The organism is Nocardia sp. NPDC023733, from assembly GCF_040639775.1.
GTDB lineage: Bacteria > Actinomycetota > Actinomycetes > Mycobacteriales > Mycobacteriaceae > Nocardia > Nocardia rosealba.
In genome coordinates this window covers 86761-101151 of record NZ_JBFAAN010000012.1, presented here as the reverse complement: position 1 = coordinate 101151, position 14391 = coordinate 86761, and the positions used below count along the sequence as shown (strand labels likewise).

General features: G+C 67.4%; 12 protein-coding genes. 8 read left to right on the top strand and 4 right to left on the bottom strand.

Translation table 11 applies throughout. The annotated features are described in order from the left end of the window. Positions 1 to 231: 231 nt before the first annotated feature. The 3 genes from AB0F86_RS29250 to acs all read right to left on the bottom strand — a co-directional run bounded on the left by AB0F86_RS29250 (position 232) and on the right by acs (position 3871). Positions 232 to 1218 carry an alpha/beta hydrolase gene (locus tag AB0F86_RS29250; protein ID WP_225281432.1) on the bottom strand — a complete coding sequence of 329 codons (987 nt, stop codon included), beginning with the start codon at positions 1216 to 1218 and terminating at the stop codon, positions 232 to 234. A 61-nt stretch (positions 1219 to 1279) separates the two neighbouring features. Beyond that, positions 1280 to 1765 (bottom strand): phage holin family protein, encoded by a 486-nt coding sequence (locus AB0F86_RS29245; protein WP_225281431.1) that lies wholly within the window; start codon positions 1763 to 1765, stop codon positions 1280 to 1282. 153 nt (positions 1766 to 1918) lie between these two features. Then, complete coding sequence (gene acs / locus AB0F86_RS29240; protein ID WP_356984493.1) at positions 1919 to 3871, bottom strand: acetate--CoA ligase; 1953 nt, start codon at positions 3869 to 3871, stop codon at positions 1919 to 1921. A 331-nt stretch (positions 3872 to 4202) separates the two neighbouring features. Between acs and AB0F86_RS29235 the strand changes: the two genes are divergently transcribed. From AB0F86_RS29235 to AB0F86_RS29210, 6 genes are all read left to right on the top strand, one after another. Beyond that, positions 4203 to 5828, top strand: coding sequence for an ABC transporter substrate-binding protein (locus AB0F86_RS29235; protein ID WP_356984491.1), 1626 nt, complete (start codon positions 4203 to 4205; stop codon positions 5826 to 5828). Between the two features lie 60 nt (positions 5829 to 5888). Then, the gene (locus AB0F86_RS29230) at positions 5889 to 6815 is read left to right on the top strand and encodes an ABC transporter permease (protein ID WP_225281428.1); all 927 of its coding nucleotides are present in this window, start codon (positions 5889 to 5891) and stop codon (positions 6813 to 6815) included. Beyond that, positions 6808 to 7737: an ABC transporter permease gene (locus AB0F86_RS29225; RefSeq protein WP_356984489.1), complete on the top strand. Its 930-nt coding sequence runs from the start codon at positions 6808 to 6810 to the stop codon at positions 7735 to 7737. The genes AB0F86_RS29230 and AB0F86_RS29225 overlap by 8 nt, the downstream gene beginning before the upstream one ends. Further along, entirely contained in the window at positions 7734 to 9401 is a 1668-nt protein-coding gene (locus AB0F86_RS29220) for an ABC transporter ATP-binding protein (protein ID WP_356984487.1), read from the top strand. The genes AB0F86_RS29225 and AB0F86_RS29220 overlap by 4 nt, the downstream gene beginning before the upstream one ends. A gap of 134 nt (positions 9402 to 9535) precedes the next feature. Further along, positions 9536 to 9700, top strand: a complete 165-nt coding sequence (locus AB0F86_RS29215; protein WP_225281425.1) for a hypothetical protein — start codon at positions 9536 to 9538, stop codon at positions 9698 to 9700. 11 nt (positions 9701 to 9711) lie between these two features. Further along, positions 9712 to 10458, top strand: a complete 747-nt coding sequence (locus AB0F86_RS29210; RefSeq protein WP_356984485.1) for an oxidoreductase — start codon at positions 9712 to 9714, stop codon at positions 10456 to 10458. Positions 10459 to 10891: 433 nt separating this feature from the next. Here the strand turns inward: AB0F86_RS29210 and AB0F86_RS29205 are convergent, their stop codons facing one another. Next, positions 10892 to 11671, bottom strand: coding sequence for an HAD-IB family hydrolase (locus AB0F86_RS29205; protein WP_225281484.1), 780 nt, complete (start codon positions 11669 to 11671; stop codon positions 10892 to 10894). A 451-nt stretch (positions 11672 to 12122) separates the two neighbouring features. Between AB0F86_RS29205 and ssd the strand changes: the two genes are divergently transcribed. After that, on the top strand, positions 12123 to 13208 hold the full coding sequence (ssd, locus tag AB0F86_RS29200; RefSeq protein ID WP_225281423.1) for a septum site-determining protein Ssd: 1086 nt from the start codon (positions 12123 to 12125) through the stop codon (positions 13206 to 13208). Beyond that, a complete protein-coding gene (locus AB0F86_RS29195; protein WP_356984483.1) occupies positions 13208 to 14389 on the top strand; it encodes a TadA family conjugal transfer-associated ATPase in 1182 nt (393 codons plus the stop codon). Before ssd ends, AB0F86_RS29195 begins: the two co-directional genes overlap by 1 nt. The last annotated feature ends 2 nt before the right edge of the window (positions 14390 to 14391 follow it).

Here is a 14391-nt window from a genome sequence, read left to right as displayed (position 1 = left end):
CTCGAGCGCTGTTCGCGCGGCCCCTCAGGGGCCGCGCTCGAGCGCGCCAGCGCTCCAAAAACACAGCCCAATACCTCCGTGGTGCACAAAACACCGAGGTGGTGCCGCACGGCTTGGTGTGCGGTAGGTGGCGGTCTGGAGTGGTGCCATGTGACTGGAGTTCGACAGGCAGCCCATTACGAGTGGGTGCCACTCGGCTGAAAGCGCCCACCACCGCGCCGTCAGACAACGTCAGGGCGACACCAAGTCATCCTTAGGAGTGTCATTGGCACCGTTCTGTTCATGCCAGTACGCGGTAAGCACCTCATTGACCTTGCCCGGATTCTCCTGATGGGCGTAATGCCCCGCATTCGGAATGGTCACCAGCGCCCGACGCGGGGAGAGCTCCTGATCCCGCTCGATGGTCGCGGCCAACAGATACTGGTCGTTCGCACCGCGCAATCCGAGTACAGGTATGTCGATCGGGTTCCGCATCGTAGCCATGAACCGCTTGCCGTCCGGTCGCCATTGGCTCCGAAAGGCCCATCGCTGGTACTCCAGTGCGCTGTGGGCGGCGCCGGGGATGCGGATAGCGGTCCGCATACGTGACGCGGTCTCGGTGAATTCGGCGGTGCGGGACCAGGAATCGCCGACACGCTCGCGGAGTAAGCGCTCCACCTCGGCTCCGCCGCGCCGGGTCAGCAGGTTCTCCGGGTATCGGGGCAGCTGGTAGCGCAGGAACTGGGGCAGCCAGGCGGAGCGCTGGGCGGGGTCGCGCAGGACGGCGCTCTTCAGAGCGGCGGGATGCGGCGAGCTCACGAGCGCGATGGACCGAACCAGCCGCGGATGCAGGACTGCGGTGGCCCAGCAGACGAGGCCGCCGTCGGCGTGGCCGACGAGGGTCGCCTCGGTGTGGCCGAGGGCGCGGATGAGTCCGGCGATGTCACCGGCGAGGGTCCACCCGTCGTAGCCGCGGGGCGGTTTGTCCGTGTCGCCGTACCCGCGCAGGTCGACGGCGACGGTCCGGTACCCGTGGTCGGCGATTCCGGTGAGCTGATGACGCCACGACCACCAGAAGTCGGCGAATCCGTGCAGCAGCAGCACCAGCGGCGCGTCGGCGCGCACCGTGGCGTCGGCTTCGACGACGTGGAAGCGGATCCCGTTGGCGTGCACGTCCCGGTGGGTCCACGGGCCGTCGTAACGGACGGTGGACGGATCCGGGAATGAGTTGGACGACACGCCGATCGAGCCTAGTGGGCGGGTCCGGTCGTGGCGACCGGGCCCGCCGGGGTCGGACCCGTCAGTTCTTCGCCTTCTCCAGCGACGGGGCGTGCTCGCGGTGGGCGAGTGCCTGGGGCAGCACCTCGGCGCTCTGCTTGAGCGAGCCGATCGTCTTCTCCGGCGCCTTCAGCTTCTTCACCTTGCGATAGCCGAGGAAGGCCAGCAGTGCGGTGGCGAGCACCATCAGCGTGAAGACGATGAGGAACGCCGCCCACCGGTACAGCCACACGTCGAGCAGTTCGGCGAGGAAGAAGAAAAAGAAGAACGAGCTGAACAGCAGGATCGTCAGCGCGAGGATGAAGAAAACGCTGCCGGTGAGGCCCTTCTTGACCTCGCCGGTGACCTCGGCCTTGGCCAGCGCGACCTCGGCGCGCACGAGCGTGGACAGCTGCTCGGTGGCGTCGCGGACAAGGCTGCCGATGCTGGCCGATCCGGGCGGATTGGCGTCGGTCAACGGGATGGAAGTGACCGTCCGACCGTCATTTCCGCCTTGGGTGTAACTCACTTCGTCGACCCTTCTCCCTGTGGTAACTGGTCCGCATCGCGGCGCGCGGTGTGCACACGTCTTGGCGCAACACTAGCGCCGATCCGATCAGCGATGCTGCCCTGGAGGTGACCGACACGGCTATCGCCGCAACCGTAGCGTGCCGGTCCCCGATCAGTTGCCGCCGGTGCGGATGGCCTCGAAGACGGCGGGGTCGACGAGGGTCGAGGTGTCGCCGAGTTCGCGTCCTTCGGCGATGTCGCGTAGGAGGCGGCGCATGATTTTGCCGCTGCGGGTTTTGGGGAGTTCGGGGACGATGTGGATTTCGCGGGGTTTGGCGATGGGGCTGATCTGTTTGGATACTTCGGCTTTGAGGGTGTCGGCGAGGGTGTCGTCGGGTGTGGTGGATCCGGTGAGGATGACGAAGGCGACGATGCCTTGGCCGGTGGTGGGGTCGGTGGCGCCGACGACGGCGGCTTCGGCGACGGCGGGGTGGCCGACGAGGGCGGATTCGACTTCGGCGGTGGAGATGCGGTGGCCGGAGACGTTCATGACGTCGTCGACGCGGCCGAGGACCCAGAGGTCGCCGTCGGTGTCGAGTTTGGCGCCGTCACCGGCGAAGTACCAGCCCTGCTCGGCGTAGCGCTCCCAGTAGGTGGACCGGTAGCGGTCCATGTCGCCCCAGATGCCGCGCAGCATCGACGGCCACGGCTTGTCGAGCACCAGGTACCCGTTGGCCTCGGTCTCGCCGAGCTGAACCGCCTTGCCTTCTTCGTCCACGACCTTCGCCGAGATACCGGGCAGGGGGCGCATGGCGGCGCCGGGCTTGGCAGCGGTGACGCCGGGCAGGGGCGAGATCATGATGGCGCCGGTTTCGGTCTGCCACCAGGTGTCCACGATGGGGGTCTTGTTGTCGCCGAACACTTCGCGGTACCAGCGCCAGGCTTCTGGGTTGATCGGTTCGCCGACCGAGCCGAGCAGACGCAGGCTGGTGAGGTCGTGGGCATCCGGAATTTCGCGTCCCCACTTCATGAACGTGCGGATCAGCGTCGGAGCGGTGTAGTAGATGGTGACACCGTATTTTTCGATGATCTCGAAGTGGCGGTGCTCATTGGGGGAGTTCGGGGTGCCTTCGTAGACGACCTGGGTGGCGCGGTTGGCCAGGGGTCCGTAGACGATGTAGCTGTGCCCGGTGACCCACCCGATGTCGGCGGTGCACCAGTAGACGTCTTGGCCTGCTTTGTGATCGAAGACGTTGTGGTGGGTGTAGGCGGTCTGGGTGAGGTATCCGCCGCTGGTGTGCAGGATGCCCTTGGGCTTCCCGGTGGTCCCGGAGGTGTAGAGGATGAACAGCGGGTGCTCGGCCGGGAACGGCTGAGCCTCGTGCGAGGGCGAAGCGGTGGAGACGGTTTCGTGCCACCACAGATCGCGCCCATCGGTCCACGGCACCTCGGTCCCCACGCGGCGCACCACCAGCACATGCTCCACCGACGACGGCACATCGCCCTTGGCGGCCAGCGCCTCGTCGACAGCCTCCTTCAGCGGCGCGGGCTTACCCCGCCGCCACTGCCCGTCGGTCGTGATGACCAGCCGCGCCTGCGCGTCGTCGACCCGCTGACGCAGCGCGCTCGGCGAGAACCCGGCGAACACCACCGAATGGGTGAGCCCCAGCCGCGCACACGCCAGCATCGCCACGATCGCCTCGGGCACCATCGGCATGTAGATCGCGACCCGGTCACCGGCGACCAGCCCGAGCTCGGCCAGGTAGTTGGCCGCCCGCGAAACCTCCTCGAGCAGTTCCCGATAGGTGATCGCCCGCGAATCGCCGGGTTCGCCCTCCCAGTGGATGGCCACCTGGTCGCCGTGGCCGTCGAGAACATGGCGGTCGACGCAGTTGTAACTAATGTTCAGCTCGCCATCGGCGAACCAGCGCGCCACGGGTGCATCGTCCCAGTCCAGGACCTGTGTGAAGGGTGTGTGCCAGTGCAGGCGGCGCGCCTGTTCGGCCCAGAAGCCATCGCGGTCGGCGTCGGCCCGCTCGTAGAGTTCGGCACCGGCATTGGCGGCAGCCGCGAACTCGACGCTCGGCGGATACGAATCCTGATGTCCTGCAGCGGTTTCGGTCATGTCGATGTCAGCCTCACATGCCTGGTGCGGTCGGGTCGGTCGCCAGGGCGCAGCCGTGGCACCTCGACAGTAACGAACGTATCCGCCCCCTTGTGAGCGTTGCGTGAGCTCGGTTTCCGAGACGTTCAGTGGGCTTGATTCATCCGGTGAGTTCGCGGACAGGGCAGGCGATCCCGGGCTATCGTTTTAGATCAACCGTTCAGCTGATGGTTCCGAGAATTGTTCATTTTTTTCTGTCGAACAGGAAGGGTTCGGCAATCTTTTCCGCGTATTCGGCATGTAACCGTAGGGATACATGTGACGCGGAAGATGACTGCGCCCCCTTCATGTCATGGAAGCGAACCGGGAGAGATCGTTGAGATTCATCAGAGCGACCGCGCTGATCGCGGCGGGACTAGTGGCCACAAGCCTCGGTCTCACCGCGTGCTCGTCCGATGACAGTGCCGATGCAGGCATTGTCACCACCAATGCGGGAGAGCCACAGAATCCCCTGGTACCGACCAATACCAACGAGAACATGGGCGGTCGCGTGGTCGACCGTTTGTTCGCGGGCCTGAAGTACTACGACGCCAACGGCGAAGCGCACGACGAGATGGCCGAGAAGATCGAGACCACCGACCGCAAGTCGTATCGCATCACCATCAAGCCGAACTGGAAATTCACCGACGGCACAACGGTCACCGCCAAGTCCTTCGTCGATGCCTGGAATTACGGTGCGCTCGGCACGAACGCGCAGTTGCAGGGCTACGCGTTCAGCCAGATCGCCGGTTTCGACGAGGTGAATGCCGAACAGCCCAAGGCGCAGACCATGTCCGGCCTGAAGTTGGTCGACGACCGCACCTTCACCGTGGAACTCAAGTCGCCGTCGATCGACTTCGAGAGCGCCCTCGGTTACGCACCGTTCTATCCGCTGCCCGAGGTGGCGTTCAAGGACATGAAGGCCTTCGGTGAGAAGCCGGTCGGCAACGGCCCCTACGCTTTCGAATCCTGGGAACACAACGTCAAGATCGATCTGAAGCCCAACCCGGATTACCCGGGCGGTAGGCCCGCCAAGAACAAGGGCCTGCGCTTCGTGATGTACCAGTCCTACGAGACGGCCTACGCCGATCTGCAGGCAGGCAATCTCGACGCGCTCGACACCATTCCCGACAGCGCCCTGAGCACCTACAAGAGCGATCTCGGCGACCGCGCGATCACCAAGCCGACCGCGCAGAACCAGCACATCGGCATCCAGTCCAATGTCCCGCATTTCGCGGGCGCGGAGGGCGTGCTGCGTCGCAAGGCCATTTCCATGGCGATCAACCGCCCGCAGATCATCGAGAAGATCTTCAACGGCTTGCGTAACCCGGCACGTGATTTCACCGCGTCGACGCTGCCCGGCTTCAACCCGAACCTGCCGGGCGCCGAGGTGTTCGAGTACAACCCGGAGGAGGCCAAGAAGCTGTGGGCCCAGGCCGACGCCATGTCGCCGTGGGCCGGTTCGCGCTACACCATCACCTACAACTCCGACGGCGGCCACCAGGCCTGGATCGAAGCGGTGGCCAACAGCGTGAAGAACACCCTCAACATCGACGCCGTCGCCAATCCGGTGCCCACGTTCAAGGACGTGCGTGACGCGGTGAACGCCGAAACCATCGGCGCCGCTTTCCGTTACGGCTGGCAGGGTGACTACCCGACGATGATGCAGTTCCTCGGGTCGAACTACTACAGCTACTCCGAGACCAACAATGTCAACTACAACAACCCCGAGGTGGACCGCCTCTTCGACGCCGCCATGGCCGCGGCGACGAAGGAGGAGTCCTACAAACTCATCGGGCAGGCACAGGCGATCATGATCCGGGAAATGGCCGATATCCCGGTGTTCGATTACATCGCCGCCGCGGGTCGCTCCGACCGGGTCACCAAGGCCGAACTCGCCTGGAACGGCCTGTTCGACTTCGAGAACATCGAGAAGTAACCACTCGCCGCCGGGCCGGGTCACGAAAAGTGGCTCGGCCCGGCCGTTTTCGGAGGAATGATGACTTGGTACATACTCCGGCGCCTGCTCCAGATGATCCCGGTCTTCCTCGGCGCCACTCTGTTGATCTACGCGATGGTCTTCCTGATTCCCGGCGACCCGATCAAGGCGCTGGCCGGTGAAAAGGCGCTGACCCCGGCGGCCGAGGCGGCATTGCGCGCCCGCTACCACCTCGATCAGCCGTTCATCATGCAATACCTGCACTACTTGCAGGGCATTCTCACCCTCGACTTCGGTACCTCGTTCTCCGGGAGGCCGGTCCGCGAGGAACTCGAACGCGCCTTCCCGATCACCATCAAACTGGCGTTTCTCGCCGTGCTGATCGAAGGCTTCTTCGGCATCCTGTTCGGTCTCATCGCCGGTTTGCGCAAGGGCAAACTGTTCGATTCGACGATGCTGATCGCGAGCCTGGTGATCATCGCGCTCCCGGTGTTCGTCGTCGGTTATCTCGCGCAGTTCCTGCTCGGGGTGAAATGGGGCATCGCGCCGGTAACCGTTACCGGGAGCGCCAGTCTCGGTGAACTGATCGTCCCGGCTTTCGTGCTCGGCTCGCTCTCGTTCGCCTATGTGCTGCGCCTGACGCGAAACTCCGTGGCGGAGAACAAATCCGCCGACTACGTGCGCACGGCGACGGCGAAAGGTCTCGGCCGCCGGCGCGTGGTCACGGTGCATATTCTGCGCAATTCGATGATTCCGGTCGTCACCTTTCTCGGTGCCGATTTCGGTGCGCTGATGGCGGGCGCCATCGTCACCGAGGGCATCTTCAACATCCCCGGTGTCGGCGGAACCATGTATCAGGCGATCATCCGTGGTGAGCCGCCGACGGTCGTGTCGTTCGTGACGGTGCTCGTCGTGCTGTTCCTGCTGATGAACCTGGTCATCGACCTGCTCTATGCCGCGCTCGACCCGAGGATCCGCTATGCCTGACAAGCAACCGCATTTCGTGGCCCCCGCCGACGAGGTGGAGGTGCTCGCCACCGACCGTGTGCTCGACGCGGGCACTCCGACCAGCATCTGGGGCGATGCGTGGCGGCGGCTGCGGCGCAACCCGGTGTTCCTCGTGGCCGTCGTGCTGATCGTGCTCGTGCTGCTGGTCGTGGTGTGGCCGTCGCTGTTCACCAGCCAGGATCCCCGCCACTGCCTCGGCGAATTCGGAATGGACGGGCCGCGCCCCGGTCACCCGTTCGGTTTCGACAAGCAGGGCTGCGACATCTACGCGCGCACCATCTACGGCGCCCGCGCCTCGGTGACCGTCGGCGTCGGCTCGGCACTGCTGTTCCTGGTGGTGGGCGGGGTGCTCGGCGCGCTGTCGGGGTTCTACGGCGGACTGCTCGACACCATCGTCTCGCGCATCGCCGAGATCTTCTACGCCATCCCGATGGTGCTCGCCGCCATTGTGCTGCTGCAGCTGCTGCGGCCGGCCGGGATCGGCACGGTGATCGCGATCCTCGTGGCGTTCACCTGGCCGCAGGCCGCGCGCATCGCCCGTGGCGCGGTGATCGAGGCCAAGAACAGCGAATACGTGACGGCGGCGAAGGCGCTCGGTGTGTCGCGGTTCGGCACGCTGATGCGACACGTGCTGCCGAACGCGGCGAGCCCGCTCATCGTCGTCGCGACCATCTGGCTCGGCGTCTTCATCGTCACCGAGGCCACGCTGTCCTACCTCGGTGTCGGTCTGCCGCCCGACATCGTGGCCTGGGGCGCCGACATCTCCCGTGCCAAGTCCGAGATCCGTACCTCGCCGATCCTGTTCTACCCGGCGACCGCGCTGGCCATCACGGTGCTGAGCTTCATCATGCTCGGCGACGCGGTGCGCGACGCGCTCGATCCGAAGGAGCGCACCCGATGACCACCGAACCCCTACTCGAAATCCGCGATCTGGAGGTGAGTTTCACTTCCGACGGCAAGCCGGTGCCCGCCGTGCGCGGGGTGAATCTGACCGTCTATCCCGGGCAGACCGTCGCCATCGTCGGCGAGTCCGGGTCGGGCAAGTCGACGACCGCGCACGCGATCATCGATCTGCTGCCCGGCACCGGCAAGGTGACCGGCGGGTCCATCCGGTTCGAGGGCAAGGACCTGACCAAGGCGTCGGCCAAGGAGATCGTCGCCGTCCGGGGCAACGGGATCGGTCTGGTTCCCCAGGACCCGATGTCGAACCTGAACCCGGTGTGGAAGATCGGTTTCCAGATCCGGGAAACCCTGGAGGCCAACGGCATCGCCAAGGGCGCGGCCGCGCGTGAACGGGCGGTGGAACTGCTCACCGAGGCCGGGATGACCGATGCCGAGCGGCGGGTGAACCAGTACCCGCACGAGTTCTCCGGCGGTATGCGCCAGCGTGCGCTCATCGCGATCGGGCTGTCGTGCAGGCCGAAACTGCTCATCGCCGACGAACCGACCTCGGCGCTCGACGTCACCGTGCAACGCCAGATCCTCGGTCACCTCGAAGAGCTCACCACCGAGCTGGGGACGGCCGTGCTGCTCATCACCCACGACCTCGGCCTGGCCGCCGAACGCGCCGAACACCTCGTGGTGATGTATCGCGGGCGGGTGGTGGAATCCGGTCCGGCCCTGCAGATCCTGCGCGACCCGCAGCACGCCTACACCAAGAAGCTGGTGAATTCGGCACCCTCGCTGGCGGCGCAGCGGATGTCGTCGTCGCGGCAGCGGGCGAAGGTGCGCGACCGTGCCGTCGAGGTGGCCGCCACCGAGGCCCTGCCCGACACCGTGCTCGACGTGCGAAACCTCACCAAGGCGTTCAAGATTCGCGGCAAACGCCCGTGGCAGTCGACGGCTTTCACCGCCGTCGACGACGTGAGTTTCTGTGTGGAACGCGGCACGACCACCGCGATCGTCGGTGAGTCCGGCTCGGGCAAGTCGACCATCGCGCAGATGGTGCTCGGGTTGCTCGAACCGACGGCAGGCTCGGTGGTGTTCGACGGTCAGGAGGTGTCGTCGCTGGACAGCAAGGGCGCCTTCGCGTTCCGCCGCCGCGTGCAACCGATCTTCCAGAACCCCTACGGTTCCCTCGACCCGATGTACTCCATCTTCCGCACCGTCGAGGAACCCCTGCGGGTGCACAAGATCGGTACCGCCGCCGAACGCGAGAAGGTGGTGCGCGACCTGCTCGACAAGGTGTCGCTGCCGTCGTCGGTGCTGCGTCGCTATCCCAACGAGCTGTCCGGTGGGCAACGTCAGCGGGTGGCGATCGCCCGCGCGCTCGCGTTGTCGCCGGAACTGGTCGTCTGCGACGAGGCGGTGTCCGCGCTCGACGTGCTGGTGCAGGCGCAGATCCTCACGCTGCTCAACGACCTGCAAGCCGAGCTGGGCTTGACGTACCTGTTCATCACTCACGACCTGGCCGTCGTCCGACAGATCGCGGACAACGTGCTGGTCATGCGAGCCGGGAAGGTTGTCGAGTCGGCCACGACGGATGAGGTGTTCGCCGCGCCGCGGGAGGAGTACACGCGGGATTTGCTCGAGGCGATCCCGGGGCGGGAGTTGTTGGCTGGGTAGCGAGAGCGCCGGCTGTCGCTGGACTGCGGGGGGCGGCGGGAGCTCGTGAAATGGCCGCGTCAGCGCAGCTCAGCGGCGTATCGTTGACTGGTCCGAGGTGGTGCGATGTGACTCGCTGAGGTGGGGAGGCGCCGGTGGATCGAATCGATGCGGAGCGGCAGGCCGAGCTGGAGGCGCGTCGCCGCCGGGCCAAGACCCCGGCGGCGAAACGCCTCGCCGAGGTGCTGTGGCCCGACCGGGTCTGGCCGAGGGCGGGCGGGATGCATGTGGCCGTCGGGGACGGTGCGCTGGAACGGTAGCCTCGTATGTCGTGACTGATCCGCTGCAGCCCCTGGTCGACCTGCCCGGCGTGCGTGAGGCCGCCGACAAGGCGCGCGACGCGCTCGCCGCGGTGCACCGGCACAAGTCCAACCGGCGCGGCTGGGCGACCACCGCGGCCGAGGCCGCGGTCCGCGCGGCGCGTTCATCCGCGGCCATCGAGGGCGCGAGCACCGATCTGCCCGCCGACGGCAAGGTCAGCGATCCGGTGCTGGCCGGCGCGCTGCGGGTAGGGCAGGCGCTCGACGGTGACGCGCTCACCAATCTGGTCGGCACCTGGCGCCGCGCCCCGCTGCAGGCGCTGGCCCGGCTGCATCTGCTCGCCGCCGCCGACCTCGTCACCGATCAGCAGGAACTCGGCAGGCCGCGCCCGGTACCCGGGGTGGCGGAGCGGCTGGACCTGCTGGCTCAGACCGTGCAGACCAGCAAGGCACCCGCGCCGGTGATCGCCGCTGTCGTACACGGCGAACTGATGACACTTCGCCCGTTCGGCACCGCCGACGGCGTGGTCGCCCGCGCGGCATCGCGACTGGTCGCGGTGTCGACCGGGCTCGATCCCCGCAGCCTCGGCGTTCCTGAGGTGTTCTGGCTGCGGCGCAGGCAGGCCTACCTCGATGCGGCCGCCGGCTTCGGCATGGGCACGGCGGAGGGTGTCGGCGGGTGGGTGCTGTTCTGTGCGGGCGCGCTCGAAGACGGTGCGCGAGAGGCCAACTCGATCGCCGACGCGGCCGCGGGCTGACCTTCCCCACACATCGAAACGGGCGGCGTGCCGATTGCTCGACTTCGCCGCCCGCTAGCACGGAACACCTGGTTACCAAGCGTGCTGGGGTGGGTTGTGTTCGGTGGCCTCGGCGATCATCCGAACCCCGCCGGTTCATCCCCGCAACCTGTGCGAGGCTCTCGCCGACGACTGCCCGAATTTCGCAGGCCCACAACTCTGCTGCCCTTGTCGCGGCGCGCTCCGCGTGGGTGCCTGGCGTCCGTGCTGGGAAGGGTGGGATGGGAGGCGAAACCTTCTCTTCCGGTCCCGTCTTGGCCTTCCGTCCTTCCGTGACTCCATTCTTACACTGTGACCGTGCTCACTTCAAGCGTTTCTCCGGCATTACCGAATCCGCGTGTTTTCGGCGTGTCAGTCCGCGATCCGTGCTTGTGGGCCAAGCCTTCGTCGCAGGTCAGCGGCGTTTACGCAGCAGCCGGTAACTGATCGCGCCCGCCAGGACGGCGCTGAGTCCGACCGCCGCTGTCGCCGCCACCGTGGTGCTCGACGGCGCCTGGAACCGCGACCACAGCGACACCGGATTGGAGAAGGTGAGCACCGGCCAGCCGCGTGCGACGGCCTCCTTGCGCAGCGCGCGGTCGGGGTTCACGGCCGTCGGGTGACCGACCGTGCTCAGCATCGGCAGGTCGGTCGCCGAGTCGGAGTAGGCGTAGCACCGGGACAGGTCGTAACCCTCTGCGGCGGCCAGCTTTTCGATTGCGGCCACCTTTCCCTCTCCGTAGCAGTAGAACTCGATCTCGCCGGTGTATTTTCCGTCCTCGACGACCATCCGCGTCGCCTCGGTGTGGGAGGCGCCGAGCGCCTCGGCTATCGGCCCGACCATCTCCTCGCCGGACGCCGAAACGATCACCACGTCGTGGCCGCGGATCTTGTGATCGGCGATCAGGTCGGCGGCTTCGGCGTAGATCAGCGGGTCGACCAACTCGTGAAGCGTCTCGGCCACAATGGATTTCACCTGTTGCACATCCCAGCCCGCGCACATGTTGGCCAGGTTTGCCCGCATTCGTTCCATCTGGTCGTGATCGGCACCCGACAGCAGGAACAAAAAGTGTGCGTAGCTGCTCTCCAGTACGGCTCTGCGGTTGAGCAGGCCCTGCGCGTAGAAGGGTTTGCTGAACACGAACGCGCTCGATTTCGCGATCACCGTTTTGTCGAGATCGAAGAACGCGGCCACACGCCCGCCGGCCGTCGGCGCACGGCCCGAGGAATCGAGTCTTGTGTCCGTAGGCGGAGTCTGGCGGGGATCGGCGGTCACGACAACAGGATAGGCACGCGCACCGACGGGTGTGGGATCCGCCCGCTCAGGCAACTGTTCGGCGTTTGCCCCGTGGACGCCGGAGGGCGCGAATCGCCGAAGAATGTCGGCCGACGCTACTTGCGCCCTCGGCGGGTGATGGGTGTAGTATTGCTGGCACCTGGACATGGTCCAGGCGCGTTCAGCCCGACCCCCCGGGGCTGAACCCGACGGCCCCAGCCTCCTCCCCCCCGGCTGGGGCCGTCCTCTATTTTCAGGACGATTAGTTTCATCCGGCAGCGTATTCGGAAGTTATCCACACCCCGCGAGTTATCCACAGTCGCCGTTCGACGGGTGTCGGCCGAGGTCCTCCGCGAGCACGCTGAACCGCATGAACCTCGCCCCCGCCTCCGCTCCGATCTCGCCCGCCCTCGTGCTCGTGCGCGACGAACGGCTGCGCGCCGAGGTGCGCCGCGTGGCCGCGGCCGCCGAGCGGGTGACCGACGAACGGAACATGCCCGTCGGCAGGCACGCCTGGGCGAGCGCGGGCCTGGTGATCCTCGACACCGATGCCGCGATCGCCGCCGCCGCGGCGGGCTGCCCGCGACGGGCGGGGATCGTGCTCGTCACCGAAGGTGAACCGGCCGTTGCCGACTGGCAGGCCGCCACCGCCGTTGGTGCCGAACGCGTCGTCGGGCTGCCGGGCGCGGCAGTCGCGCTGGTCGAGCAGTTCGCCGAGCATGCCGAGTCGCGCACCGGGGAGGGGGTGGTCGTCGCCGTGACCGGTGCGGGTGGGGGAGCCGGCGCGTCGACGCTCGCCGCCGCGACGGCCTTACGCGGTGCGGCGCTGCGTGTGCGGCGCGATGCGGTGCTCATCGACGGTGCGCCCCTGGACGGTGGCATCGACCTCGTGCTCGGGATGGAGAACGTCGCCGGGCTGCGCTGGCCCGACCTGGTGATCGAAGACGGGCGGGTTTCCGCCGCCGCGCTGCACAACGCGCTGCCCGCCGCCTGTCCCGGATTGGCTGTGCTCTCCTGTGGGCGCGCGGGTCCGCCCGCCGAGCTGGCGCCCGCGGCGGTGCGTGCGGTGATCGAATCCGGTAGGTCCGCAGGTGATCTGGTCGTCTGCGATGTGTCGGGGGAGCGCGGTGCGGCGGCCGACGTGATGGTTGATGCCGCCGATCTCGTCGTTCTCGTCGTGCCCGCCCGGTTGCGTTCGGTTGCCGCCGCCGAGGTGGTGTCGGCGTATCTCGGCGAGCGGAACCCGAACCGGGGCTTGGTGGTTCGCGGCCCGGCACCGGGCGGTTTGCGCGGCGCGGAGGTGGCCGAGGTGCTGGGGTTGCCGTTGCTCGCGGCCGTGCGTGGACAGGCCGGGCTGGCCGCGCGGCTCGAACGCGGCGGGCTCAGCGTGCGCAGGCGCGGTCCGCTGCGCGACGCGGCCGACGCGGTCCTCGCCATGGTCGGGGCTGAGGTGTGATGACGACGTTCGTCACCGTCGACCTGCTCGAGCGGGTCCGCGAACGCCTCGCCGAACACGCGGGCGCACCCGATGCCGCCCAACTCGCCGCCGCGATCCGGGCCGAAGCGGGCGGTGTCCTCGCCGACACCGACCTGCTGCGCGCCCTGCGTCTGCTGCAGACCGAGATGACCGGCGCCGGCCTGCTCGAACCGCTGCTGCACGATCCGCGGGTGGCCGATGTTCTGGTCACCGGACCCGATGCGGTGTGGATAGATCGTGGCCACGGCCTCGAGCGCACCGACGTGCGTTTCGCCGATGAAGCGGCAGTGCGCAGGCTCGCCCAGCGTCTCGCCCTGGCGGCGGGTCGCAGGCTCGACGACGCCCAGCCGTGGGTGGACGGCAAACTCACCGGCACCGAGGCGACCCTCGGCGATGCGTTCGGCGTGCGGCTGCATGCCGTCCTCGCGCCTGTCGCCCACGACGGCACCTGCCTGTCGCTGCGTGTCCTGCGCCCAGCCACCCAGGGTCTCGACGCCCTCGCGGCCGCCGGCTCGCTACCTCCCGCGGCCCGTGCGCTTCTCGGCGATATCGTGCGCGCCCGCCTCGCATTCCTCGTGGTCGGCGGAACCGGTGCGGGAAAGACGACCTTGTTGTCCGCGCTGCTGGCGGCCGTGGATCCCGCCGAGCGGATCGTCTGCGTGGAAGACGCCGCGGAACTGGCACCCGTACATCCGCACGTGGTGCGCCTGGTTGCGCGCACGGCCAATGTGGAAGGAGTAGGCGAGGTCACCGTTCGCGATCTGGTCCGTCAAGCGCTGCGGATGCGCCCCGACCGCATCGTCGTCGGTGAGGTCCGCGGCGCGGAGGTCGTCGATCTGCTCACCGCTCTCAACACCGGTCACGACGGCGGCGCGGGGACGGTCCACGCCAATTCGCCCCAGGAAGTTCCTGCCCGGCTGGAAGCGCTTGCCGCCCTGGGTGGAATGGACCGCGCGGCTCTGCACAGTCAGCTGGCCGCGGCGGTCCAGGTCGTCCTGCACGTGCACCGCCGCGCCGACGGCACCCGAGGCCTCCGGGAAATAGGGATCCTCCAGCGCGACACCGACTCCATCCACATCACCCCCGCCTGGCGTTCCGATGCGGCCCCGACCCCGGGCACACCGGAACTGGCCCGGCTCCTGGAATCGAGGCTCGCATGAGT

Excerpts from the sequence above, each read along its gene's own strand:
- AB0F86_RS29195 (WP_356984483.1), top strand. The coding sequence starts at position 13,208 with ATGACGACGTTCGTCACCGTCGACCTGCTCGAGCGGGTCCGCGAACGC.
- AB0F86_RS29225 (WP_356984489.1), top strand. The coding sequence starts at position 6,808 with ATGCCTGACAAGCAACCGCATTTCGTGGCCCCCGCCGACGAGGTGGAG.
- AB0F86_RS29235 (WP_356984491.1), top strand. The coding sequence starts at position 4,203 with ATGGAAGCGAACCGGGAGAGATCGTTGAGATTCATCAGAGCGACCGCG.
- acs (WP_356984493.1), bottom strand. The coding sequence starts at position 3,871 with ATGACCGAAACCGCTGCAGGACATCAGGATTCGTATCCGCCGAGCGTC.
- ssd (WP_225281423.1), top strand. The coding sequence starts at position 12,123 with ATGAACCTCGCCCCCGCCTCCGCTCCGATCTCGCCCGCCCTCGTGCTC.
- AB0F86_RS29230 (WP_225281428.1), top strand. The coding sequence starts at position 5,889 with ATGACTTGGTACATACTCCGGCGCCTGCTCCAGATGATCCCGGTCTTC.
- AB0F86_RS29220 (WP_356984487.1), top strand. The coding sequence starts at position 7,734 with ATGACCACCGAACCCCTACTCGAAATCCGCGATCTGGAGGTGAGTTTC.